The sequence below is a fragment of the Methylomonas sp. DH-1 genome (assembly GCF_046097555.1).
GTDB classification, from domain to species: Bacteria; Pseudomonadota; Gammaproteobacteria; order Methylococcales; family Methylomonadaceae; genus Methylomonas; species Methylomonas koyamae.
The window spans coordinates 1098858-1121750 of record NZ_CP143089.1 but is presented as its reverse complement, the minus strand read 5'-3'; the positions used below and the strand labels follow the sequence as shown (position 1 = coordinate 1121750).

The window sequence follows — 22893 nt, the reverse complement described above, 5'->3', positions numbered from 1 at the left end:
CCGGTTAACCAACCGGTAGCGCTTTTGCGCGCGCAATGCCGTCGTCAGCATCTAGCCGCTGAAATTGATCGCGTAGCCCCACGAATCCAGCCGGCTGGGGATCGCGTTCATCGCCAGCGTGATCCGCCGCTCGCCGGGATTCGGCGGCACCGCGTGCAACAGGTAACTGGGGAACAACACCAGATCGCCCGGTTCCGGCTGCGGGCTGATCCATTTTTCGGCATTGAACGGTCCGGTGGTGACGCCGGCATGGTCGTTCTTGAAGCTGAAATCGATGCCGCCCGGCGATTTCATGAACACGGTGCGCGACGCGGGATGGGTCGGCGTCAGATAGACCACGCCGGAAATAAAGCTGTTGGCGTGGTTGTGCATGGCCTGGTAGCCGCCCTGGTCCAGCACGTTGACCCACATTTCCTTCAACGACCAACCGATGCGCTCGCCGAACAGCAGCGCGCCGAAATCGGCCAGTTTCGGCGTGACCCGCGCGGCGGCCTCGACCAACAACGGACTGTCGCCGGGTTTCAGCATTTGGGTGTGGGACAGGTTGACCGACGTATTATTGTCTTGCATGGCCAGCGAACTGAAGTGCTCGACCAGACCTTGCACCAAATCCGGCGGCAAGGTCCCCGGCGCACGCAAGAAGGGGGTTGGAAACAGACCGGTGATTTCGTCCATAAGTTTTTACTGGCAAAAATTAGAATTACTAGCTAAAAATGGCCGCGGCGCGTTCCCAAGACCAGTAGGCGGCGATAATGCCGATGCCGTAAACCGTGGCGGTACGCGCCAGCGCCAGCCGCGGCCAGTACCGGGCCGCATACCAGAGCCCCCAGGCCACGGCAACGGTGAATAACTGGCCGATTTCGACGCCGACGTTGAAGGTAAACAACGCACTCGGCAAATGCTGTTCCGGCAGACCGATTTCCTGCAACGCGCCGGCAAAGCCCAAGCCGTGCACCAAACCGAACAAAAACGCGACCAGGGCCGGAAACCGACGAGCCAGAGTGGGTTCGCGATGCAAGGCTTCGCCAGCCACCAGGACGATGGACAATGCAATCGTCGCTTCGACCGGCGCCGAATGCAGCGTCAACAAACCCAGCGCGCTGCATGCCAACGTAACGCTGTGGGCGACGGTAAAGGCGGTGATGGTCCACAGTAATTTGCGGTTGAAGCCGACCAAAAACAGCAAGCCGACCACGAACAATTGGTGGTCGATACCGGTCAGGATGTGCTCTATGCCCAAAGCCGTGTAAGCCGAGGCGATTTCGCCCAGGCTGCGCTGGTCGCTGGCCGAACCGAACAACTGTGCCGTCGGCTGGCCGGCGGTCAGCGTGTAAACGCGGGACTGGCCGTCCAGCCAGAACACCTTGACCAGCGCGGCGGAAAAGCGCTTGCCGACGCCTTGGATTTCCAAGCTGCCTTTCAGGCCGGCTGCGCCGCAGTGCAAGGCGTTGCCGTCGGCGCGGCAACTCTCTGGCCAAATGGGCGTCAGTTCGTCGGCGGGCGTCCGCTTGTCATTGGCGCCCCATTGCCAGAGAAATTCGCCGGGCGCCATTTCCCTGAGATTCAGTTCGGCCATGCTCATCTCGTGGGCGAGAGCGGCTCGGCCGATCAAAAGTTGGCCGAGCAATAGCAATAACGTCAACGCGCGCATCATTCCACCATCACCTGTTCGATTTTGACTTGGTATTTCTTACCCAATTCGCGGACTGCGGCTGTGCGCAATTCGGCCATCTTGGCATCGGTCCAATCCTGCAGCACTACGCCGCGGTAGGCTTCGAACACTGCCGGCTTATGGCTTGCCGCCGCATCCAGCCGGATTGCGCGCCAGCCCTGGCTGGTCGGTAGCGCCCGCCATGCGCCGGCCGGCGCGCTTTCCAGCGCGTTGGCGAATTCCGCGCCGTAGGTTTGCTCCAGATTGGCCCGCGGCCGGCCCTTGAACACGCGCAGTCCCGCTTCGGCGTCGCCCGGCGTGCCGTTATTCAGGCGGTCGACGAACTCGCGTACCGCCGCTTCGGAGTTCTCGCCGGCCAATACCGCTTCCTGAAAATCGAAGCGCGGCGGTTCGTCGTATTTTTCCCGGTGTTGTTCGAACCAGGCCCGCAACGCGGCTTCGTCGGCCTGCGGTTGTTTCAGGTTGGTATCGATCACGCTCAAGGCTTTGAAAATGACCCGTTCGCGGATGGCATCGTCGCCTTTGTCCAGCTGCATGGCCAGGCCTTCGCGATAGAGGATTTCGTTATCCAGCCAGACCCGTTGCAAAGCCGTCATTTCTTCTTTGTTCGGTTCGCGGCCGCGGGCGGCTTCGAAAAGATCCTCGGATTCGTTATCGATTTCTTCGGTAATCACAATGGTGTGCGCCTCGTCGGCGTTGCCGACAATCGCGTAATCGGCGGCGAACAACAGTCCGCCCAACACGATGAAATGCAGCAATGGCTCGCGCAGCCATTTCGGCCAGTTAGTTGCGGATTTCGGCCGCGATGCGGCAGCTTGTTGCCGAGAAGAGAGCGTAGTAGACATATTTTTCATGCACTATTGAGTTGAAACAAGATACTGCTTGTGCGGCATTGCGAACGAGTCAGGCGCCGCGCGAATTACTCGCGCGGCGCCCACCCGGCCAAATCCGTCGGCCGTGCCGCTAAAAAGGCGTTACGCCGCTGCTTTGCCGCGGCGGCCGATGGCGCCGACCATCGCCAAGCCGGAACCCAACAGCCAGAATCCAGCGGGAAGCGGAACCGAGCTGACGTTATCCAGCGCAACGATGTTGGCGCCGGCGCTCAAATCGAAAGATTGCGCGGTGCCGGCGAAGCTGAACAGCGCCTGGCTCCATTGGTCGTAAGCCGCGGAACTGTTGGCGGCAAAATCGAACACGCCCAACAAGTCGCCGCTACCGTTCAAGCCGGAATAGGCTTTGATGGCGCCGGCAACCGCTTCCGGCGAGGAGTAAAAGAACTGCAAACCGCCGCTGACGCCGCCGGCCACGTTCATGAATGCCGTGTCGTAGACGTAAGCCACGCCGGTAACCGACGGTGCGCCGCTGTAATAGGTAAAGTCGGCATCGTTGGACAAACCGGACACGCCAACGAACGACACGCCCAGATCCGGGCCCGAAGTACCGTCGGCTGCGCTGCCGCCGTTGTAGTACTCGGCAACGTCACCGTTCAGGTAATCCCAGTTTTTCTCGAAGTCCACCAAAAAGTTGCCGGAGGCGAAGGCCGGCGAGCTGGCCAGCATAGCCAAAGCCAAAAATTGAAATTTCATTGCTATATCCTGTTCTTAAGTAAATTTGCTGTTCGGTAACGTATTCAAATGTCCGACCGGCTAAGAGCGGCAATCCTTGGAGCGATACAGCACTGCCGCTCGCGGGATTGCCTTGCCCGGCTTGGCTTGGCTCGGCGCCGAATCAAGCCGCCCGGCCGGTCGAAACCTGACTTATTTCACGCCGGCGACCACGGCCGAACCGTTGACCTGGACGTAAATCGGGTTGCTGTAGAACCACAGGTCCGCCCAAGCCGCCACGTCGTAGGACACCGCTTTTTGGCCAGCGATCGGATTGACGATGGCCTCGGTGCCGTTTTTCGGCGTGCCGCTGCTAGCGGTCGCCATGTGGTCAGGACAACCGTCGAACTGGCTTTCGGCACTGTGTGCGGTGGTGCAAGGTATCCGCAACATGGTCTTGTCGACCGCGTCGGTGAATACGTCCGGCAACGGGTTACCGTTGGCGTCGGTCTCGTAAGGCACGCCGGCCGGCAAGTTGGTACCGCGCAAGCGCAGGTATTGCGACGCGCTGACCGCCGGGATGCGGTAGGTCATTTTCAGATACTGGGTACCGTCGACGTTGGAAACCAGCGGCGACCAAGCCGAAGCGCCGTTTTCGTTGAAGGTCTTGATGATGGCCGCCGAAGTATTTTTCGCCGCGGCAGGTACCACCGACAAATCCGCCACCGAACCGTCGGCGCGCAACCAATCCGTGTTGGCCGGCCACTGGCCGGCGTAATCGGCTGAGCCCGGTGTCTTGTAGCCGGTGACCAGACCGCGGATCAAATCGATATGGTCCAGCACCGGCGCATTGAGCGGTTGATTGATGCCGATCTGCGCCAACGATGGATTCGGGAAGGTATAAGGCGAATAGTTGGTGCCGGCCGGATCGCGCACTACGACCGAAACCACGATCTCGGCACCCGGACGTACCACCAGCTTTTCGCCCATCGTCGCGCAACCGGATGTGTCGATGTCGGTGTTGTTGGCGGCGGCGGCAATGGCCAACGCTTCCACCGCGGCATTGGAGCGGGCGGCCGGGCCTTTGTAGGACGCGCAGGCGATGAAGCCCAAACGGTCGACGATTTGGCCGGACGCCGCCCAGTTGTTACCGCTGCGCAACGCATCCACGACGGCTTGCGGCCGGATTTTGTCGTTGCCGTTGCGCACTAAAGAATAGTTGCGCTGGTATTCGCCGGGGTAGAAATCCTGGGTGGAACGGCGGTCGTCCGGTCCGAAACTGCCGCGGTTGTGCCAGTCGGAGCTGGCAAAGAACCACCAATTGCGGCCCTCACCCAATAAGGCATCCCAAATCCCGCCGACTTGTGCGGCATAAACGCCGGTACCGCCGTAGGTAGTGCCGCCGACCGAGTCGGTGACGACGCCGTTGATGGTTTGGCGCTTAATTTGGTATTCGCCGCGATTGTCGGAGGCGCCATGTCCTGGCTGGCTTTCGAAGCCGAAAGCGACATCCGGCGCGGCGTTGTTGAAGTCGCGCAAGTGTTCGATATTGAAACCGTTGTTACCGTTGGGGTTGAACGGTCCGGCGCGTTCCAAGTGGGCCGGCACGTAATAGCTCTCTTTCGGGTGAAACGCAGCCATCCATTTCAACGACTCTACCGCTTTAGCGTGGCCGCGGTTGCCGGTACCGGTGCCACCGGCTGGTACCAGTTTCTTCGCGTCGGCGTTCCAGTTCGGATCGGTTTCATTCGCGCTGCCGGGTACCGAACAATCCCAGTTGTTGCCGATGCCGCTGGTGGTCGTGGTATTGCCGCGGCTGGTATCGGTATCGTTGCGGTCGAAGCAGTATTCCCATTGCGACAAGGCATTGGCATTGCCGAGTGCGGTATAGCCGGCGGTGTTCGGCAGCGCAACCGCGTCGAGTTCAGCCGGAATCTGGCCGCTGATGACGCCCATCGACACGTGCTCGTGGCCCGGCGCGACGGTCTCCAAACCGATGAACAACGGTACGTCTTTCTCGGCATTCAAATACTCGATCAACGGGTATTGGAATTCCTGAATCGATTGCCAGCGCCACATGACTTGGTTAGGCGATGTACCGGAAACCCTGCCTTTCGGTTGTATCGCCGGGTTGGAGTTTTGCCAGGTTGTGGCCGGCCCCAGTCTTGTCACGCCGTCGGCGGCAAAGACTTCGGGATAGGCCGGGCTGGCCAGCGTGGCGTCCTCGACCAGCGTGCAGTTACGGTTGCCGCTACCGCCGTGGCCGGCTTGGATGAACCAATCCAATCCGAAAGTGCCGTCGGTTTTGTCCAGCGACTTCTTGACCAATTTCTGCATCGAAATCGAACCGTCGGAACACGTGGTGTGGTTGTGAAAATCGCCGGCGACGTACTGGCCCGGCGTTTTGGCGTGAGCAACCGTCGGCAGGCCGGCACCCGTGCCTATTGCCGCGACTACCGCCAACGCGAGTTGGCTTTTGTTAAATCCGATATCCATCTAACTGATCCTCGATAAGGCATTTGCATTCAAAAATAAGGGCATCCGTCCGTTGCGGGTTGTGCAAAATCCTTTTGCGATATTGATAGCATTTCGATGTTACAGATCAGTGACGTAAGCCATGGATTACATGGCATCGTCTGATAGAAAGAAGCCATGCAGCGCCGGCTCCGGCGGCCCAGGCTCGATTCATTCGGCAGCGGGCGTTTTTATGAAAAATACATTCGCCAGACTCGCGGCTTGGACCGATTCCACTGTCGGCGATGCCGAGCTTAGGCGGGGCAGAAATGGGAACTTATCGCGATTGTGCCGATAAAGCCCCCCCATTCCCTTTGTTCGAAGGGGCGCTATTCGCTGCTGTGCTGGCGCTGATTGCATTAAAACAGGAGCCCCGTTGCAAACCGCTCAACGGGGGTAATAGGAGGATTGAGGTGGCTAGGCGGCGCCGGTCAATAGCATTTGCCCGGCCCAAGCGCTTTGCCGAAGGCCGAGCGCATCAGGGCCGCATCGTTTTGATCGACGCTGCCGTTGCTGTCGCGCTGGTTAGGGTTGGCCGCTTGGCTGCAATTGTCTTCGTCGTCGTTGATACCGTCGCCGTCACTGTCTTGAGTGACGAATAACACGACGTTACCGGAACCAAATTTTCTTCACCTCGAACACTTAGCCAAATCCGCTCCTAGGAGTGGGGGACGCGTTCGCGGGCTCCCTTGATGGAGCGGGAGCTAGCCTGCTTGAATCGCGACGGAATGTGTTCTCGCTTGCTGGTTGGAATTACACTAATCGAAGTCGTTGCGGCACAGTTGCCGACGGTGTTCGCCGAAAATTCGGGCTGTACCGGGTTAGTCGGTATGCGTTCCCACGCCAAAGCGCGGGAACGATGGAAAATGCTATTGGGCACTGGCGAGGATACTGTGCGTTAGTCCAAATTATGGATTAACGGGCAGGCGTTCCCAAGCGGGAGCGTGAGAATCCAGTAAAGCCAGGCAAAACAAGCCCTTTGCGGGTCGGGTTTGGCCACCGGTCTTATTTGTGCGCCACCGGAACCCGGATAGGGATTTGAAGGAAACATCCTTGTTTCCTTGATGCTTTAGGCTTTGTTGCGGCGCAAGCCGAGGAAACCAGCCAAAGCAGTACCAAACAGCCAAGCAGCACCAGGAACGGGTACCGCAGCAGGCGCCGCAGTCAACATGATGGTACGGTCGATGCCGTCGGCAGGGTGTTGAACGTTGATGTAGGCTTTGTTCGGGTTGAATTTATCGAAATACAAACCGGTACTTTCCGCGCCTTGGGTTGTCAAGCTGATCCATTTGCCAATCGACTCCGCCACACCGTCACGGTTTTCGTCTTTGGCGAACCAAACGTCTTCCACACCGCCATCTTGATCTTCGATGATATAGATGTTGCCTTCGGCGTCGATGGCCAAGTTGTCGGCATTTCTAAATTCGCCGCCGGCCGCCAAGCCTGTCGCCATATCGATGGTGTTGCTGTCGGCAAACAGTTTGACTTCACTGGTACCCAAGTCGATCGAATAAACCCGGCTACGACCGTTAGCGGTGTTACCGTCGTCATCGGAGTCGGTGGTGGTGAAATACAAAAATTGCTTACCGTTAGCCAAGTTTTGAATTTCCATGTCTTCCGGACGGTTGAAACCGGTGCCTTTCACGGCGGCGTTATCGGCGCTGACCCGGCCATCGATCGTACCATCTCCCAGCAGAGCGGAAATACCGGCCAGAACGCCACCGTTAACGTCGGTGATCGCTTCCCAAGTAGAGGCGCCGGTAATGGCGGGAGCATTGTTACCTTCGAACTGGCCACCCGCTCCCACTCTCAACGCAAAAGTTTGGCCGGCAGCGAAAAAGTCGTTGCCATTGGTGGCGAATGGATTGGCCGAAACGTACTTATAGACAGAACCGCCGTTCAATTCGTCGACGAAATACAGGTTATTGCTTTTGTCGAATGCCAAGCCCTCGTGAGAAACGCGGGGCAGGATCGAACGTTGGATAAAGGTACCGCCGTTCGCGGCGGCGGCGGTGGGGTTGGTACGCAGCAGCCGCCAGGAATCCGCCCTACCGCCACTCCGTAACGGTTAGCGGTCAAGGTGTGCATTGGCTTGTAGAATATCCGGACTCGTAAGTTTGCCGGCTACGATCTTTGCTTTGACACATTGCATCGTTATCGATTTTGCCATCCGAATATTGCAACATCAGCCGACCGTTTCGGTTAAAGGCCCGATACGTCTGCCCGGCGAAGGCATGGAATACCAGGGTGCAGGTTGTGTCGCGCTCGGTAACGAAATAAGGCGTTGAACTGGTTGTCTTTTTTTCGCAGACTTTTTGTTTTTGGTTATTCGCTTCCCGTTCCGTACATTCGCAGGAACCGGTTTGGTAAGTGGTATCGCCGGCTACCGTTTTTTTGACAAAGGCAGTTTCCATCGTTCTTACGCTCCGGGTGCCGGGGCGTACATAGACTTTGCTGAATCGGTCCAGCTTGACCTTGTTCGATGCATCCACATCCCAAGTACCTGCATCCGGATCATCCAATTCGATATAGCCAACAAAAATATTGGGCCCCCAAGAGGTTTCGTTCCAGTCTTCGGCAAACCAGAGCAGCATGTTCAGCGGAAAGACCCAGAATAAAGGGACCTTGGACAAGGCGGGCGCTTTCAGCTCGATCGTGGCGACTTGATTGTCCGGTAATTCGGGGCCTCGATAGCCTTTGGCGCTGCAAGCCGTCAAGAATATGCTGCATACCAGGGCTGAATAATTAAGAATTCTACGATGCATGGTCAAATCTCCGTTTCTCGGTCTAGTTAAACGTCATGTTGTGCTCGCCAATGGCTTGGCCAACTAAGCCCGTAAGGCAAACGCTGGGATTGCCGAAATTGCGACCTTTTCGCGAGGTATGGGTGTTATTTGAAGCAGATGCGAAGCCGTTGGCGTTGCCAATGTCGGCGAACGCGCTTAACCCGGACTTAACGAAATATCCGAGTCGCCTGGCGGTTTAGTCGCATAGAAAGGTGGGGGAATTTTGCCAAATTGACTAACATAAAAAATCAGCCTTTCCGGTTCCCACGGTCCTCCGCAGAAATCCAGGCGACAAGGAGAGCTTGAGGCTAGCGTCCTACGGGCATGACGGCACTGGTGTATGACGATGAGCGCCGTTGTGTACCCGCAGGGCATGAATGGGAACGAGGAAACCGTGGCGAAATTGGAAACTTGACCTATTTTTGTTTGGCCGATGCTACCGGCCCGGTCAACGCCTACCCCCCCCCCCCCCCCGACAGGAATCCCGTCATGAATTTAACTCAAATGGTCGTACAAGCTTTTAGCCAAGCCTTCGCCGCCTATTGGTGGCTGTTGATTTTGCTGATCGTCATCAGCTTGTTAAAGTCGCCGTTGATGAAGGGCATCATCGGCGAAGGATTGGTCAATTTAGCCGCCAAGCTATTTTTGGATAAGAACGTCTACCGCCTGTTCAAAAACGTCACGTTACCCACCGAAGACGGCACCACCCAGGTGGACCATGTCATCGTGTCGCCGTACGGGGTTTTCGTCATCGAGACCAAGAACTTGAAAGGTTGGATTTTCGGCAACCCACAGCAAAAGCTATGGACCCAGCAAATCTACAAACACAAAAACCAATTCCAGAATCCGTTGCATCAAAACTATAAACACACGCAGACGCTGCAATCGGGATTGGAACTCGACCCAAGCAAATTATTCTCGCTGGTCGTGTTTGTCGGCGACAGCGAATTCAAAACGCCGATGCCGGAGAACGTGGTTTATGCCGGCGGTTACATCCGCTTCATCAAGAGCAAGCAGCAACGCCTGATGGCCGATAGTGAAGTGCAGGAGGTTTGCCGCAAGTTGCAAGCCGGCCGTTTAAAACCATCTATCAAAACGCATATCGAGCACGTTAGACATGTCAAAACCATCGTCGAGCAAAAACAACAAACCAATCAAAATGCCTGCCCCAAATGCGGCAAACCGATGATCCTGAGAACCGCGAGCAAAGGCGACAATGCCGGCAACCAGTTTTGGGGATGTAGCGGCTTTCCCGGATGCCGGACGGTAAGGCCACTGTAACGCGCTCCGCTCCGATGGCAGCGCCGCTGAGCTTGCCATGCCCGCTCTCCTCGGCTCGGCTCGACGTTATAGACAAGGGCCGTCATGCTCGCAGGCGTACAGAGTCATGGAACGAAGACTTGGTTCGGTTACTCCTGTCCGATTCGGTATTGATTGACCCGCTGATCATTGCCGAATCAGCCAGTGGCACGCCGCCCGCACCGAGAACCCGAACCCCAAACAACCTGCGCCAATAAAGCCCGCCGAAACATCTAATTCGGATGAGTTCTAATGTCAGGAAATCTCCCCGGAATTAACAGTCCCTGTTGAACATACAACGGCCTTTTACTGCCTGACGCGCCGTATATCCAATAGGTAAAATACAAGGAACCGGGTGTGGCTACCGCGCGTTTCTCCAGCTCCCGGAATGGACCGATATTGACGGCGCCGAGCTGCGGAACCAGGTTAATATCGGTCGTTCCGCCCAGAGTATGCGGGATAGAGTGGCCCCGGTGATAATCTGGACCATCGCTGAGGGGGTGGCCGGCCATTCGAGAACGGTCGCGGGCACCGGCATGCCGACCGTTGCTAACACCCCATGCGGCGATCAAGCGCTCAACCGTCGCATCGAACAAATACGAAAAGCCGTCGACGCTAGTCTCCAAAATTTCGCTGGCTTTAATGAAACGCCTATAGTCGTCTAGCCAAGTCTCCAGCAGATACGGTATGACGCGCGTTTCAAACACATGCGATGAATGGATGTTGGCACCGGCCATCATAGACGCCAGCAGCGGATATACGGCCATAAAACCTCCCGATTCGATTTAAATAAATCCGGTATGGAGTTGAGGGGCGAATAAGCGAAGCGCCGTTCGAGGTTTACGACTCGTCTTCCATTTTCCCGGCGGTAACCGCTTCGGACACACCGCCCGCCCAATCCAAAGCATAAACGCCGGCATCGGCCAAACGATGGAAACTCGAATAAGGCCGTTATACCCTGCGGGTAAATCCGTTACCGATTGGTAAAGATTAGCCAATTTGGCGGATGACGCTTCGCTTATCCGCCCTTCCGCCCGCAAAATCCAGCGTACCGAAAGAGCTATCGTGGAGGGACGAAACCAAAAGGTACGCGGTGCGTACTCTACCGAGCTTGGCTAACCCGACCTACTGGGCTTTCAAGTGCTTTGGCCTCTGGTGGTAAAGGCTGTTCTTCAGCTGCAGCTTGTAATTCTTGTTGTGCTTCAGATGGAACAACAGACTGTAGGTACTCCAAATATCCTTGTTTTGACTGCTCGGCTGTTTCTGCGGTCCAGTTGTCATCTCCAGAGGCAGCTTTCATTCGGATAACGGCATCGAACACGTTATAGCCTTTGGAAAGTAGATGGTAGAACGCAGAATATGCGACAGCGGTATCAGACCAAGTGGGTTTGCCGAAATTACCGACCATGGAAAAGTAAGGATGAGGCCCGTTGCCTTCCTGCATGGCCATTTGGCACGCACTATACCCTTCACATGCAGACATACAAAGCAGGAGGTAACCCCCGAGACTTTCATTTATCGGCGTGAGCATTGGTCGTAAATCAATCCAACTGAGCACATCTCCACTAGAGAGTTGAATTCCATGTTTCGCGCCGTGTGCACTAATGTGAAGAATTGGTAAACGATCGGGGTACAGCTTCATTACTTCAGGCAGTCCAATTCTTAGAGCCGCATCGAATGCAACTGGGTTGATAACCGTTCGTGTAACAGATGGAATGCCGTCTAGCTCAACAGCCTTGGCAACAAGAGCGCCTTCTGATCGGCCATGGTAAATATCCGGTGCCGATGGGGATTCAACGATGTAAACGAAGAACCTTGGTGCTTGTGTAGATTCAGCCATGATCTCCCCAAGTAGCTAACTACAAATAGCCAACTGGATGACGCAAAACATTGCGTCATCCAGTTGGCTAAAAAATTAAAAAACGATGAATTCATTTGTATTTCAAATATATAGACAAACTTAGCCTGTCCTCTTGTTCACGCAAAATCCATCAATCAATTTGCCTAGTTTACTGAGCTAAGTCCGCTCCGATTAGCGATAGCGTAATCTGAGGAATGTCTACAAAACGGCTTAGTTTCAGAAAACGCCTCAGCCCGAATCACCCCTACTCAAACGCACTAATAACCTCGCTTTCGTGCTTGCCGGCTTCGATCCAGGCTTGGGCGTCGGGATCGTTCAGTACGGTTTGCACGTAGGCTTGCGCTTCCGGGTTGGTGACTAACTGGTAGCTGTGGAAACGGAACGCGACCGGCGCAAACATTGCATCGATAATGCCGAAGCGGCCGAACAGCCAGGGGCCGTCTTTGCCATGCCGGCGCCGGCATTGTTGCCAGATCTCGCCGATGCGGTCGATATCGGGTTGCACGCCTTCCGGCAAATGCTTGGCGGCCGGCGGCCGGCGGCAGTTCATGCCGCAATAGGTGCGCAATGCCGTGAAGCCGGCATGCATCTCGGCCGCCAGCGAGCGGGCCAAGGCGCGTTCGGCGAAATCGTCCGGCCAGCCCTGGGTTTGCGGGAAGCGTTCGGCCAGATATTCCAGGATGGCCAGCGAATCCCAGATCCGCAGTTCGCCGTCGATCAGCACCGGCACTTTGCCGGACGGCGAGTATTGCAGGATTTTGGCTTTGGATTCTTCCTGGTACAGCGGAATTCGGATTTCGTCGAATTCGATGCCGTGGTGTTTCAGGTAAAACCAGGGCCGAAACGACCAGGACGAGTAGTTCTTGTTGCCGATGACCAGACTCAAACTCATAGCGATAAGCTCCTGTGTATCAAGATTCCAAATAATGCGCCGGGGCAGCGCGTTCCGAATTTAAAGGCGACGCGCCGGTCGCCGGTGCTAAATGCGCTCCGCCGCGGCGCTGTAGTGCGCCAGGACCCGGCAAATTTTACCGGCGGCGTCGATTTCCATCGTTTCCGCCGCCAGCAGATCGTTAACGCTGCGGTACAGCAAGGTTACGCTGCCGACGCCGGGTAAGGCCTGCAGCAGCGTGAAATGTAAATCGGGGAATTTGGCCAGCCCTTGGGCGAAATAGGCTTGGACCGCGGGTTTGCCGAGCAAACGGCCGTCGGGGCGTTGCAGCAGGTTGACGATAAACGGGCTGCGAAACTCGATGGCGTCGGCGTAGTGTGCCATGATCCGCGCCAGATCGCGGCTATTCCAGGCCTGGAGCCAGGCTTCGGCCAGTTGGTCGGCTTGTGCTTGGGTGATCATGCGTAGCTCTATAGTTTGCGGAAGCAGTGGCGTCAGGCCGTAGCAAGGTCGGCCGCTATTGGCGATTAATTTAACAGCATTCGGGCTAACGGGAAAACCCATTGTGGCTTTTCTTGATTGCCGAGGGCTTTGGCGAGTACGGCAACGAAAGTGGGGCGATGCGACACAGGGCACCAAGTTCTAACGGAGGATCGGCGGCCGGTTCGGCAGCATGTCGAGCGGCGGGGCGTAACCCGGGGCTTCGGTTCGCGGCCGGGCTTGGGCCGGAACCGAAGCGGTCAGAATTATTCCTGCTTGTCGTTGATCAGATCGTAGGTGATGTTCGGATTCAGACCCATCGGCCAGTAAATCAACGAGAACGGCGGCCAGAATATGGAAACCACCCGGAATTTGGCGCGCAGCTTGCCTTCTTTCAACATCTTGCCGTCTTTCTCCAGCCGGTAAGGAATACCGCCGCCCGGCGGCATGCCGGCTGCGGTCCAGAAGAACGGCCGGGTCGTGACTTCGCCGTTGGCTTTAATGTCCACCGGTTGCGGCCGCTTGTACAGATAAAGTTGCGAGCCTTCCGGCACTTTGAAATGGCCGGTGGTGGTACAGCCCACCAACAGGCTCAAAAACAGCGCGAGTACGATCTTGTGCAGCATGGTTGTCTCCTGGGTTGTAGTAAAACGTTACGCTTTATTTTCTGAATAGTTCTATCAGTAACGGGCGGATTTTGTTTTTGGTGCGGCCGACGGCGGACGGGCCCAACGCGGCGGAGTAAGACGCCATGCCGATTTGGCGGCCGTCTTTGGTGACCGAAAATTCCGCCATCGACAAATATACGCTAAAAGTCCAGAACCAATCCCAGGACCATTGCGCCTCGTAGCTCATCGTATACGGGCAGTCGCCGCCCTGGCCCAGCAGTTCGGTTGCGATGGCGTGTTCCGCCAATTGCGCGCGCACTTCCGGCAGAAAATCCTCCATATAGGTTTTCGGGTTTTCCTCGATACACAAACGGGCGATGGTCTCCGTGGCCGGTACCGGCTCGATTCTCGTCACCGGCGACGCGCATCCTTGCACGATCAAAGCCGATAACAGCGCGATCAACTTTTTCATGTGCTATTCCTCGTCAGGTTAAAAACGTTTGAAAATCAGCGAAGTATTGATACCGCCGAAAGCGAAGTTATTGCTGACGACGTATTCGGTGTCCAAGCGTCGGCTTTGCTGACGAATATAGTCCAGGTCGGCGCAGGCCGGGTCGATTTGGTCCAAATTCGCGGTCGGGTGAAACCAGCCTTGGTTCATCATCATGATCGCGGCCCAGGCTTCCAAAGCGCCGCAAGCGCCCAGCGTGTGGCCGGTAAAGCTTTTTAACGCGCTGATCGGCGTGTTGCCGCCGAACACGTCGAAGGTGGCGCGGCTTTCGGCGATATCGCCGTGCTCGGTGGCGGTGCCGTGGGCACTGATATAACCGATGGCCGAGGCCGGTAGGCCGGCGTCGTGCAAGGCCAGGCGCATAGTGGTTTGCATGCCGGCGGCGTCGGGTTGGGTCACGTGCAGGCCGTCGGAGTTGGTGCCGAAACCGGCGACTTCGGCGTAGATGCGGGCGCCGCGGGCCCGCGCGTGTTCCAGCTCTTCCAATACCAGCGTACCGGCGCCTTCGCCGATCACCAGGCCGTCGCGGTCGCGGTCGAACGGCCGCGGCGATTTGTCCGGTTCGTCGTTGCGCAAGCTGGTCGCGAACAGCGTGTCGAACACCGCCGCTTCCGAGGCCGACAATTCGTCGGCACCGCCCGCGAGCATGACCTGTTGTTGGCCGTATTTGATCGCTTCGTAGGCGTAACCGATGCCCTGGCTGCCGGAGGTGCAGGCGCTGGACGTGGTATAGACCCGGCCGTTGATGCCGAAAAACAGGCCGATATTGACCGGTGCGGTATGCGCCATCATCCGGATGTAAGAGGTGGCGTTGAGGCCGTCGGTGGCATGGTTCAGCAGCATATTGCCGAAATCGGCGATGGCCTCGAAGCTGCCGGCGCAACTGCCGTAAGCGATGCCGGTGCGGCCGCTGCTCAGGCAAGGATCGTGCAGCAGGCCGGCGTCGATCAGCGCCAGTTCGCTGGCGTACGTCGCCAGCAGCGCCACCCGGCCCATGCTGCGGGTTTGTTTGCGGCTGTAGTGGGCCGGCCGCTCGAAAGCCACCGGCGCCGCCAGCCGGGTGTTCAAACCGCGGTATTGGTCCCATTCCTGGAGCGCGCGGATGCCGGTGCGGCCGCTTTGCAGATGTTCGGCTATGGTCGGCCAGTCGCTGCCGATCGGCGATAAGCCGGCCATGCCGGTAACGACCACCCGTTTCAACACAGGCCTCCGTTCACCGAAATCACCTGGCGGGTGATGTAGCCGGCGTCTTCCGACAGCAAAAACGCCACCGCCGCGGCCACTTCTTCCGGGCGGCCGACCCGGCGGGCCGGGATCATTTGTTTGATGTCGTCCAGCGGCAAGGCTTCGGTCATGTCGGTGTCGATCAAGCCCGGCGCCACGCAATTCACCGTGATTTCGCGCTTGGCCAGTTCCAGCGCCAGAGCTTTGCTGGCGCCGATGATACCGGCCTTAGCCGCGCTGTAATTAACCTGGCCGCGGTTGCCGATCAAGCCGGAGACCGACGACAAGGTCACGATGCGGCCCGGTTTTCGCCGCCTGACCATCGGCATCACCAGCGGCTGCAACACGTTGTAAAAGCCGTCCAGATTGGTGCGGATCACGCTGTCCCAGTCCTCGCCGGTCAGGGCTGGAAAAGCGTTGTCGGCGCTGATGCCGGCATTGCAGACCACGCCGTAGTAGGCGCCGTGGGCTTCGATGTCGGCAGTTAGTATCTCGGCGCATTCGCTGCGGTTGCCGATATCGAATTGCAGGATGCGCGCTTGCCGACCCAGCGCGGCAATTTCGGCGGCGGCGGCTTCGGCTTCGCTAAGTCGGCTGCGGCAATGCAACACCAGGTCGTAGCCGCGGCGGGCCAGGTAAATTGCGATGGCTTTGCCGATACCGCGGCTGGAGCCGGTGACGAGAACGGTTTTATTCATCGGTTAACGGTTGGTCGAAACGGGGTTGGTAAACATTCAGCTTGGCGCCGATTTCGATATTGTCGCCGCTGACCCGGCAATCGAAAACGCCTAATTGTTCGTCGTGCACGATTTTTTCGATGGCGACGGTCAGGCAGCAGCCGACCGGCAAGGTGGCAACATTGCTTTCGAACAGGCGGCTGCCGAGCAGGAAGCCGAGCCGGATCGGCTGGCCGGCCAGCTTGGCTTGCAGACCGGCGAAGGCGCCGATGGCTTGCGCCATGTATTCTATCGCCACCCAGGCCGGAACCTCCCGCTCGTCGCCGAACAGCAGGCCGTCGCCGCGCACGGTTAATGCCGCGCTAAGGCGGTCGGCGTCAAAGCTCACCACCCGCTCCAACAGCACCATGGCGCCGGTGTGCGGCAACAGGTCGGCCATGCGGTAATCCTCTGCGGCGGAGTCGGTTGCCGGATTCATGCCCGCTCCGCAACGATGGATACGTTGCTGCCGCCGAAGGCGAAGGAATTGCTTTGGCAGACTCGAATCGGCCGGCCCAAAGTCTGGCCGGGAGTCACCCAGTGCAACGGCGGCAGTTCGGGGTCGATGTCGTCGCCGCTGACGTTGGCGATCAAGCGGCCGTCCGGGTCCTGGCTTTGCAGCAGCAGCCAGCAAAAGCCCAATTCCAACGCCGCTGCGGCGCCCAAAGTATGGCCGCTCATGCCTTTGCTGGAACTGGCCGGCGTGCGGCTGCCGAACACGGCATGCACCGCGCGGCTTTCCATCGCGTCGTTCAACGGCGTGGCGGTGCCGTGCAAATTCAGGTAATCGACTTGTTCCGGCTTCAGGCCGGCTTGCGCCAATGCGGTCCGCAGCGCAGCCTTGACCGCCGTGCCGTCCGGGTCGGGGGCCGAGAAATGGTAGGCGTCGCTGCTGGCGGCAACGCCGCGCAAACGCACCGGTCCGGGTTGTTTGCTGAGGACGAACAAGGCAGCGGCTTCGCCGATGTTGATGCCGTCGCGTCGGCGGCCGAAGGGTTTGCACGGGCCGGCGCTGACCGATTCCAACGCGGCGAAGCCGTTGACGGTCAAGCCGCACAAGCTGTCGGCACCGCCGACGACGACTGCGTCGCACAAGTCCATCGCCAATAGCCGCTGCGCTGAAGCAAAGGCCTTGCCGCTGGAGGCGCAGGCGCTGGACAGCGTGTAGGCCGGGCCGTGGATTTGCAGATAGTCGGCCAGAAAATCGGCGCCGGCGCCCATCTGCTGTTGTTTGTAATGGTATTCCGGCGGCAGCCGGCCGTGTTTGGCGCGGTAGGCCAGCGCCAATTCGGTGTTGTGCACGCCGGAGGTGCTGGTGCCGAGGGCGATACCGATGCGGTGCGGACCGAAACTCTCGCGCAACCTTTCGACGGTGGGGCGGATTTGCTCGACGGCCGCCAACAGCAATCGGTTGTTGCGGCAGGCGTAGATTGATAACTCGGCAGGGATTGGCGGCAACGGCGCCGTGGCCGCGCCCAGCCATTGCGGTCGGCCCGGACTGAACTCGTCGCTCGGCCGCAGGCCGCTGCGGTCGCCGCGCAACAAGCCGGCCAGCACCGCCGCTTGGCCGCACCCCAGCGCGCAGAGGATGCCTAAGTCATTCAGATACCAGTTCATAGCTCAGGGTATCGATGCTCAGCCGGTAGCCGTAACGCAGATTCGCCAACTCGGCGTGCCGCGGCCAATCGGCTTCGCTGGATAAATAGACGATTTCGGCGATTTTTTCTTCGCCTTGGAACAGTTCGCGACGGGTAGCGCCGGTTTGCAGATGCCAGCCGGGCGGTAAACGGTCTTGCAAAGCCGCGGCCGGCCAATAAATCAACTGCATATCGGCGACGATAGCGCGCGGGTCGACCGTATCCGGCAGCAACGGATTTTTATCAAGTACCAGATACTCGCCGTCGTAGCTCAGATTGAACAAACTCAGGCCGTCTTTGCTGGTCCCGGCCAGCGCGATGCGCTCGGCGTTCAATTCCAGCACGCAGAGCAAACTGGCGTTGCCGCCCGGCCAACTGGCGGCGACCAGTTGCAGGACGTGTCGGGTAGGACCCTGCGGCGCTGCCAGCGCCGGCAACGCGGCGGTCGGCGGCGGCGGAGTGCAGGCGGCGATAAGGATAGCAGCCAAAGCGGCCGGCAGGCCGCGGCGGACAACGTGCAAACCCGCCACGTTATTTGACGGCGACTAAATTGACCAAGGTCGGTTCCGGCTGCTTTGGCAGGGAAAAACCGAACCATTCCAACGCACCGGCATCCGGCCGGCTCCACCATATATAGGGCTTGGAGATGGCGCTATCGTCCAGTTTGAAGCCGCTGTCGCGGATCAATGCGATGTATTCGTCGGCGGTTTTTTGCACCTGCATCGGGTGGCGGAACAGCAGCCGGATCGGCAACGAATGGATAAAGCGCTTGCAGGATTCGGCGAACAGCAGCAGCCCGCCCGGTTTCAAGACCCGATAAAATTCCTGCATGGCCTCGCGGTGTTTGACGATGTGGTGAAAACTTTGGTGGCAGAACAACACGTCGAAGCTGGCGTCCGGATAGGGCAATTGTTCGGCGTTGCCCAGCGTGACGTCGACCCGGCAGGAACACTGGGAGCCGGCGCGGACTGCGTCCGCCAGCAGGGCCTGATCGATCTCGATGCCGGCGATACGCTGCGGCTGAAACTGGGTTTCCAGTAACGCAAACGAATTGCCGCGGCCGCAGCCGATATCCAGTATCGCCGGCCGGACCGGGCGGGACGGCAACAACCGCGCTAGATCGTTTAATGCGATGCGCAGTACCCGTTGCCGCCAGGTGTAGGTATTCAGAAACCAGATGCCGAAAGCGCTTTCCTTGACCCAGTAACTGCGCGGCGTTCCGGTCCGCGCTGGAATTCTGTCGACGCTGGACATCGGCCGGTTTAAGGCTTATTTGGCCTGGACTTTGTAAATGGCGTAGGCGGCGAAACTGACGGTCAGGATATAAATAGCGGCTGAGATCACAGGCATTTCCTCGTGGATGGTTGAGGGGAAACTTTTAACATTAATTTTCCGCAATGGGAAAGGGATTTTTCCGACGGCTGCTGCAGCCGTTATTTCGCAAGGCCGTAAGCGCCCGGCGGACTTGCTTTCTTCCGGATTCTCCAAACCCGACGGTCATGCCGTTAAGTTAAGAAACAGAACGGCTGGTTCAGATCCTGATAGGGGTCGGAAAGGGTTTGCGCCCTCCCCGCCCTCCGAACCGTGCGGGCGGTTCTCCCGCACACGGCTCTCCAGTCGGTGGTTTCCTCATCGGGGGTGTCTCTCGGCTTGCCAGGCAGGGTGTAATGCGAACAACCCGACAGCCGCAAAATACGCATTTGGCCAGCGTTGGTGGTCGGCTTGGCAACGGCCGAATCCCGGCCGCTTGTCTTGTTTCCTCAGCAAGGCACGCAACCTTCGGCGAATAAATCCATCCAGATTGCGGAACGTGCCGCTTTGGGCGTGCTTGAAGTAAGCATACCAGCCTCGCAACATCGGGTTTAGATCGGCCACAATCCGAGCCAAACTATCCCCACGCGTACGCCGAGTCTTCTCGCGAATGCGGTCTTTGAGCCGATTCAAGCTCTTCTTCCGCACCCAGCGCTTGCCGGCTTCAAAGCGGTATCCCAGAAACTCGAAGCCTTGACCCACTTGCCGACAATCGCCCATGTGGGTCTTGTCAGGGTGTAAGCTCAGTTCGTTAACGTCGACCCAGTCGCGGATTAACGCTAAGGCCGCCTCGGCTTCTTCCCGGTCGGCGCACAGCACGACGAAGTCGTCGGCATAGCGCACCATCCGGTAGCCTTGCGCCATCAGCCGTTCGTCCAACGGATGCAGGTAAAGGTTCGCCAACAACGGACTGATGACCGCGCCTTGTGGGCTACCGCTCGTCGGCGTCCAGCTTTCCAGCCCTTGCAGAATGTCCTGCTGGAGCCAACTTTCGATCAGTTCCAGTACGCGACCGTCGCTGATTCGGGCTTCGACCCGTTCCATCAGTTTGCCGTGCGGAATGCTGTCGAAGTAGGCTTTCAGGTCGGCGTCCACCACGTAGGTGTATCCGACTCTAAGCCAGCGATCGACTTCCCGCAGCGCGTCCTTGCAGCCTCGCCCCGGCCGGAAACCGTAGCTGCTGTTCAGGAACATCACTTCGAAGATCGGTTCGATAACCAGTTTGACCCCCGCCTGGACGATGCGGTCTTTGACGGTCGGTATCCCCAGCGGACGACGTTGACCGTCACCTTTGGGTATCTCCACCCGTTTAACCGCCATCGGCCGGTAAGTCCCCTCCCGCAGGCTCTGGCTCAGTTCCGCCAAATAGTGATCGGCCTGGGCTTCGAACTGCTCCACACTTTGTCTGTCCACGCCCGCCGCTCCTCGATTGACTTTGACTTTCGCCCAAGCCAACGCCAGCGTGGTCGGTGCATAGACTTTGTCCATCAAACTGTACCATTTGTGTCCTTCGACACCGTTCACCAGTGCCGACACCATGCGGTCCGTCCAGATTGCGGCTTCCACGCCGGGAATTCCCGCCGTTTCTGTACCTTGTTTAGTCCTATTCGACACTGTCGGTGCTGTCATTTGCCTCGCTCTCGATTTCTCGCATCCACCTTCCTACCCTGCCTTCCCTCAACCCGGTTTTGCTCGCCGGGCCTTTCACGGCTTATGCCGCTTCGGTACTATGCGGGTTCTGACTCCTGCCCGGCTTCGCGCCACCGAACAGGTCTCCTCGCTTATCTCGCACACACGTCCCAACGTTCCACCTCCAACCACAGGCACGGCCCGAACATCGTTTCTTTCGCCAAACCAACGTGTTCGATGCGTTTCAGGCTTCGCCTTCTCCTAGCAGGCTCGCCGCCGTGTCCCGCCGAATCAAGTTCGTCTCCTGCGGACCGCCAGTTCGCCTCCGATTGCTCTCCACCACGCTTCGCAGCGACGCAGTTATCTTCAGCTACAGGGCCTTGGCATACCCCGACATGGACTTTCACCATGCGATGTGTGCGCCTTCACGAGCGCACTAGGAGCAGGCCATGCCTGCGACCGAAGGCGTTTGATCGCGGGCATGGCCCGCTCCTACCATCCTTAACTCAACGACATTGAGGCCGGCGGAAGGCGCTAAAATTGGCCGGCGGCTGCCCGGCCGTTTAATTCAGCAAACGAGTTTTAAATATGGCCAAGAAAATACCCGCCCAAGTCAATTTGACGCTTTACGGCAAACCGCTGCAATTGAAGTTCGCCGTCCCCGCGGACAAGGTCACGCCGCTCGGCGTGCTGCCGGCGTTGCAGCAGATCGATAACCAATTCGTCGATACCGCGGTAGAAGCCTTTGTCGACCGGGACCGGCCGATCTCCTGCCGTGCCGGCTGCGGCGCCTGTTGCCGGCAGGTGGTGCCGCTGGCGGAATTCGAGGCTTACCACATCGCCGCCGTGGTCGAACGCTTGCCGGAACCCCGGCGCAGCGCGGTCAAACAACGTTTTGCCGACGGTTGCGCCCAGTTGGATCGGATCGACTGGTTGGCGCAATTGCAACAACAACTGCAGCAAGGCACGACCCACGACGCCGTGCAGAGCCATGCGCTGGATTATTTCCGCCAGAATATCGCCTGCCCGTTTTTGGAGGACGAGAGCTGCTCGATTCACCCCGAGCGGCCGCTGGCCTGCCGCGAATATCTGGTGACCTCTCCGGCCGAGCATTGCCGGGAGCCGGCGCCGGACACGGTCGAACACATCGAGTTGAAATTTCAGGTATCGCGATTGGTGCGTAAACTCTGGCATACCGGCCACGTCACGCAACCGGATTCGGTGCCGATGATCTACGCCCTACAGTGGGTCAAGACCCACCCCAACCAGTTCCCGAAAAAGCGCGGACCGGAGTGGATGCAGGAATTTTTCGCTTATCTCGGCAAACCCTGATTTGCGTCTGGCTAGCATCCGGGCGGCGATGCGTTCCAGCAAGGCGGGCGTTGCCGCCAATCCCGCCCGAACCGGTTCTATGCTACGCTAGCCCGGACCTTGATTGCGGGCGCTGTCCAAGCCCGCCGAACACTTCCCCGTCAGTTCGAACACCCTGTCACAGGAGGCAACATGTCCGCAAACAGTAACGCTTTACGCGCCGCCCAACTGCTGGTAACGCTGTTGACGGTATTGGCAATCGGCAAGGCGGTCTCGCTGGTGCCGATGATGGACCAGTTGGAATTGTTCTGGCATTTCAAGGCCGGGCAAATCGTTTGGTTCGCGGCGAAACTGGCGGCCTTGGTGTTGTTTTATTTCTGCGCCAGCCTGGCGCTGCAAACGGTTCCGGACCGCGGCGGCGCGCTGTCCTTTGCGATGAGCGTGGCCGAGCCGCTATGCGCGTTAGTGATCTTGGTCATGGCGCAAAGCCTGTTTTGGGAGATCCTGGAGCCCTTCGTCAATACCACCGGCCAAACGATTTATTACGGCAGCGTACTGGCGTTGATCGTCGGCGTCAGCGTGTGGCTGGTGTTGCGGGCTTACCGCCAAGCCGACCAACTGGTTCTGGCCCTAAGCGATTTGGCCAAGCTGAGGCCGTGGCTGGCCGGCACCGACAAGCGACGCTGCCGGCAATGTCACGCGGCCGTATCCGCTAACGCCCATTTTTGCGGCCATTGCGGCGGCCCAATACCGCAAACGGCGCAATGCCAGGCGTGCGGTTCCCAGGTCGCGGCCGATCAACGCTATTGTCCCGATTGCGGCGTCGATCTGCAGCAGAGCGCGCCGCCCACACCGTCGGCCGCTGCCGGGCACGGCGAATCGGCCGCATAGGTCCGGC

24 protein-coding genes are annotated in these 22893 nt (G+C 58.5%); 3 read left to right on the top strand and 21 right to left on the bottom strand.

Going from position 1 to position 22893, the window contains the following annotated elements; all coding sequences use genetic code 11:
* Window positions 1–51: 51 nt before the first annotated feature.
* The 8 genes from VXJ35_RS05520 to VXJ35_RS05485 form a co-directional block, all read right to left on the bottom strand.
* Complete coding sequence (locus VXJ35_RS05520) at window positions 52–675, bottom strand: putative 2OG-Fe(II) oxygenase (RefSeq protein ID WP_064020797.1); 624 nt, start codon at window positions 673–675, stop codon at window positions 52–54.
* A 28-nt stretch (window positions 676–703) separates the two neighbouring features.
* Window positions 704–1654, bottom strand: coding sequence for a HupE/UreJ family protein (locus VXJ35_RS05515; RefSeq protein WP_064020796.1), 951 nt, complete (start codon window positions 1652–1654; stop codon window positions 704–706).
* Window positions 1651–2517 carry a peptidyl-prolyl cis-trans isomerase gene (locus VXJ35_RS05510; protein WP_064023381.1) on the bottom strand — a complete coding sequence of 289 codons (867 nt, stop codon included), beginning with the start codon at window positions 2515–2517 and terminating at the stop codon, window positions 1651–1653. The genes VXJ35_RS05515 and VXJ35_RS05510 overlap by 4 nt, the downstream gene beginning before the upstream one ends.
* Window positions 2518–2646: 129 nt before the next feature.
* On the bottom strand, window positions 2647–3258 hold the full coding sequence (locus VXJ35_RS05505) for a VPLPA-CTERM sorting domain-containing protein (protein WP_064020795.1): 612 nt from the start codon (window positions 3256–3258) through the stop codon (window positions 2647–2649).
* Between the two features lie 171 nt (window positions 3259–3429).
* Window positions 3430–5712 carry a hypothetical protein gene (locus tag VXJ35_RS05500; protein ID WP_064020794.1) on the bottom strand — a complete coding sequence of 761 codons (2283 nt, stop codon included), beginning with the start codon at window positions 5710–5712 and terminating at the stop codon, window positions 3430–3432.
* Window positions 5713–6161: 449 nt separating this feature from the next.
* Window positions 6162–6335, bottom strand: a complete 174-nt coding sequence (locus VXJ35_RS05495; RefSeq protein WP_157198090.1) for a hypothetical protein — start codon at window positions 6333–6335, stop codon at window positions 6162–6164.
* A 464-nt stretch (window positions 6336–6799) separates the two neighbouring features.
* Window positions 6800–7699, bottom strand: coding sequence for an alkaline phosphatase PhoX (locus tag VXJ35_RS05490; RefSeq protein WP_269454926.1), 900 nt, complete (start codon window positions 7697–7699; stop codon window positions 6800–6802).
* Window positions 7700–7805: 106 nt separating this feature from the next.
* Window positions 7806–8495: a hypothetical protein gene (locus VXJ35_RS05485; protein ID WP_157198089.1), complete on the bottom strand. Its 690-nt coding sequence runs from the start codon at window positions 8493–8495 to the stop codon at window positions 7806–7808.
* A 510-nt stretch (window positions 8496–9005) separates the two neighbouring features.
* On the opposite strand from VXJ35_RS05485, the gene VXJ35_RS05480 reads away from it, so the two are divergent.
* Window positions 9006–9797 (top strand): nuclease-related domain-containing protein, encoded by a 792-nt coding sequence (locus VXJ35_RS05480; RefSeq protein ID WP_064020792.1) that lies wholly within the window; start codon window positions 9006–9008, stop codon window positions 9795–9797.
* A gap of 251 nt (window positions 9798–10048) precedes the next feature.
* On the opposite strand, the gene VXJ35_RS05475 is transcribed toward VXJ35_RS05480, so the two are convergent.
* From VXJ35_RS05475 to ltrA, 13 genes are all read right to left on the bottom strand, one after another.
* The gene (locus tag VXJ35_RS05475) at window positions 10049–10582 is read right to left on the bottom strand and encodes a hypothetical protein (RefSeq protein ID WP_064020791.1); all 534 of its coding nucleotides are present in this window, start codon (window positions 10580–10582) and stop codon (window positions 10049–10051) included.
* A gap of 335 nt (window positions 10583–10917) precedes the next feature.
* Window positions 10918–11655 carry a hypothetical protein gene (locus VXJ35_RS05470; RefSeq protein ID WP_157198088.1) on the bottom strand — a complete coding sequence of 246 codons (738 nt, stop codon included), beginning with the start codon at window positions 11653–11655 and terminating at the stop codon, window positions 10918–10920.
* A 265-nt stretch (window positions 11656–11920) separates the two neighbouring features.
* Complete coding sequence (locus tag VXJ35_RS05465) at window positions 11921–12568, bottom strand: glutathione S-transferase family protein (RefSeq protein WP_064020789.1); 648 nt, start codon at window positions 12566–12568, stop codon at window positions 11921–11923.
* Window positions 12569–12655: 87 nt separating this feature from the next.
* Window positions 12656–13030 (bottom strand): nuclear transport factor 2 family protein, encoded by a 375-nt coding sequence (locus tag VXJ35_RS05460; protein ID WP_064020788.1) that lies wholly within the window; start codon window positions 13028–13030, stop codon window positions 12656–12658.
* A 284-nt stretch (window positions 13031–13314) separates the two neighbouring features.
* Entirely contained in the window at window positions 13315–13674 is a 360-nt protein-coding gene (locus VXJ35_RS05455) for a hypothetical protein (RefSeq protein ID WP_064020787.1), read from the bottom strand.
* Between the two features lie 34 nt (window positions 13675–13708).
* Entirely contained in the window at window positions 13709–14128 is a 420-nt protein-coding gene (locus VXJ35_RS05450; protein ID WP_064020786.1) for a hypothetical protein, read from the bottom strand.
* A gap of 18 nt (window positions 14129–14146) precedes the next feature.
* Complete coding sequence (locus VXJ35_RS05445; RefSeq protein ID WP_082409920.1) at window positions 14147–15367, bottom strand: beta-ketoacyl-ACP synthase; 1221 nt, start codon at window positions 15365–15367, stop codon at window positions 14147–14149.
* On the bottom strand, window positions 15364–16089 hold the full coding sequence (gene fabG / locus VXJ35_RS05440; protein ID WP_064020784.1) for a 3-oxoacyl-ACP reductase FabG: 726 nt from the start codon (window positions 16087–16089) through the stop codon (window positions 15364–15366). Before fabG ends, VXJ35_RS05445 begins: the two co-directional genes overlap by 4 nt.
* A complete protein-coding gene (locus VXJ35_RS05435; protein WP_064020783.1) occupies window positions 16082–16546 on the bottom strand; it encodes a hypothetical protein in 465 nt (154 codons plus the stop codon). The genes fabG and VXJ35_RS05435 overlap by 8 nt, the downstream gene beginning before the upstream one ends.
* Window positions 16543–17724, bottom strand: coding sequence for a beta-ketoacyl-[acyl-carrier-protein] synthase family protein (locus tag VXJ35_RS05430; protein WP_064020782.1), 1182 nt, complete (start codon window positions 17722–17724; stop codon window positions 16543–16545). Before VXJ35_RS05430 ends, VXJ35_RS05435 begins: the two co-directional genes overlap by 4 nt.
* Window positions 17705–18232, bottom strand: a complete 528-nt coding sequence (locus VXJ35_RS05425; protein ID WP_231914854.1) for a DUF3261 domain-containing protein — start codon at window positions 18230–18232, stop codon at window positions 17705–17707. Before VXJ35_RS05425 ends, VXJ35_RS05430 begins: the two co-directional genes overlap by 20 nt.
* Before the next feature lie 43 nt (window positions 18233–18275).
* Complete coding sequence (locus VXJ35_RS05420; RefSeq protein ID WP_064020780.1) at window positions 18276–18998, bottom strand: class I SAM-dependent methyltransferase; 723 nt, start codon at window positions 18996–18998, stop codon at window positions 18276–18278.
* A gap of 375 nt (window positions 18999–19373) precedes the next feature.
* Window positions 19374–20621, bottom strand: a complete 1248-nt coding sequence (gene ltrA / locus VXJ35_RS05415) for a group II intron reverse transcriptase/maturase (RefSeq protein WP_197495973.1) — start codon at window positions 20619–20621, stop codon at window positions 19374–19376.
* A 651-nt stretch (window positions 20622–21272) separates the two neighbouring features.
* On the opposite strand from ltrA, the gene VXJ35_RS05410 reads away from it, so the two are divergent.
* Window positions 21273–22016, top strand: coding sequence for a YkgJ family cysteine cluster protein (locus VXJ35_RS05410; RefSeq protein WP_064020776.1), 744 nt, complete (start codon window positions 21273–21275; stop codon window positions 22014–22016).
* A 171-nt stretch (window positions 22017–22187) separates the two neighbouring features.
* On the top strand, window positions 22188–22886 hold the full coding sequence (locus VXJ35_RS05405) for a zinc ribbon domain-containing protein (RefSeq protein WP_064020775.1): 699 nt from the start codon (window positions 22188–22190) through the stop codon (window positions 22884–22886).
* Window positions 22887–22893: the final 7 nt, after the last annotated feature.

Excerpts from the sequence above, each read along its gene's own strand:
- VXJ35_RS05465 (WP_064020789.1), bottom strand. The coding sequence starts at position 12,568 with ATGAGTTTGAGTCTGGTCATCGGCAACAAGAACTACTCGTCCTGGTCG.
- fabG (WP_064020784.1), bottom strand. The coding sequence starts at position 16,089 with ATGAATAAAACCGTTCTCGTCACCGGCTCCAGCCGCGGTATCGGCAAA.
- VXJ35_RS05455 (WP_064020787.1), bottom strand. The coding sequence starts at position 13,674 with ATGCTGCACAAGATCGTACTCGCGCTGTTTTTGAGCCTGTTGGTGGGC.
- VXJ35_RS05480 (WP_064020792.1), top strand. The coding sequence starts at position 9,006 with ATGAATTTAACTCAAATGGTCGTACAAGCTTTTAGCCAAGCCTTCGCC.
- VXJ35_RS05485 (WP_157198089.1), bottom strand. The coding sequence starts at position 8,495 with ATGCATCGTAGAATTCTTAATTATTCAGCCCTGGTATGCAGCATATTC.
- VXJ35_RS05430 (WP_064020782.1), bottom strand. The coding sequence starts at position 17,724 with ATGAACTGGTATCTGAATGACTTAGGCATCCTCTGCGCGCTGGGGTGC.
- VXJ35_RS05410 (WP_064020776.1), top strand. The coding sequence starts at position 21,273 with ATGGCCAAGAAAATACCCGCCCAAGTCAATTTGACGCTTTACGGCAAA.
- VXJ35_RS05520 (WP_064020797.1), bottom strand. The coding sequence starts at position 675 with ATGGACGAAATCACCGGTCTGTTTCCAACCCCCTTCTTGCGTGCGCCG.
- VXJ35_RS05460 (WP_064020788.1), bottom strand. The coding sequence starts at position 13,030 with ATGATCACCCAAGCACAAGCCGACCAACTGGCCGAAGCCTGGCTCCAG.
- VXJ35_RS05475 (WP_064020791.1), bottom strand. The coding sequence starts at position 10,582 with ATGGCCGTATATCCGCTGCTGGCGTCTATGATGGCCGGTGCCAACATC.
- VXJ35_RS05420 (WP_064020780.1), bottom strand. The coding sequence starts at position 18,998 with ATGTCCAGCGTCGACAGAATTCCAGCGCGGACCGGAACGCCGCGCAGT.
- VXJ35_RS05505 (WP_064020795.1), bottom strand. The coding sequence starts at position 3,258 with ATGAAATTTCAATTTTTGGCTTTGGCTATGCTGGCCAGCTCGCCGGCC.
- VXJ35_RS05470 (WP_157198088.1), bottom strand. The coding sequence starts at position 11,655 with ATGGCTGAATCTACACAAGCACCAAGGTTCTTCGTTTACATCGTTGAA.
- VXJ35_RS05450 (WP_064020786.1), bottom strand. The coding sequence starts at position 14,128 with ATGAAAAAGTTGATCGCGCTGTTATCGGCTTTGATCGTGCAAGGATGC.
- VXJ35_RS05435 (WP_064020783.1), bottom strand. The coding sequence starts at position 16,546 with ATGAATCCGGCAACCGACTCCGCCGCAGAGGATTACCGCATGGCCGAC.
- VXJ35_RS05405 (WP_064020775.1), top strand. The coding sequence starts at position 22,188 with ATGTCCGCAAACAGTAACGCTTTACGCGCCGCCCAACTGCTGGTAACG.
- VXJ35_RS05515 (WP_064020796.1), bottom strand. The coding sequence starts at position 1,654 with ATGATGCGCGCGTTGACGTTATTGCTATTGCTCGGCCAACTTTTGATC.
- VXJ35_RS05510 (WP_064023381.1), bottom strand. The coding sequence starts at position 2,517 with ATGTCTACTACGCTCTCTTCTCGGCAACAAGCTGCCGCATCGCGGCCG.
- VXJ35_RS05500 (WP_064020794.1), bottom strand. The coding sequence starts at position 5,712 with ATGGATATCGGATTTAACAAAAGCCAACTCGCGTTGGCGGTAGTCGCG.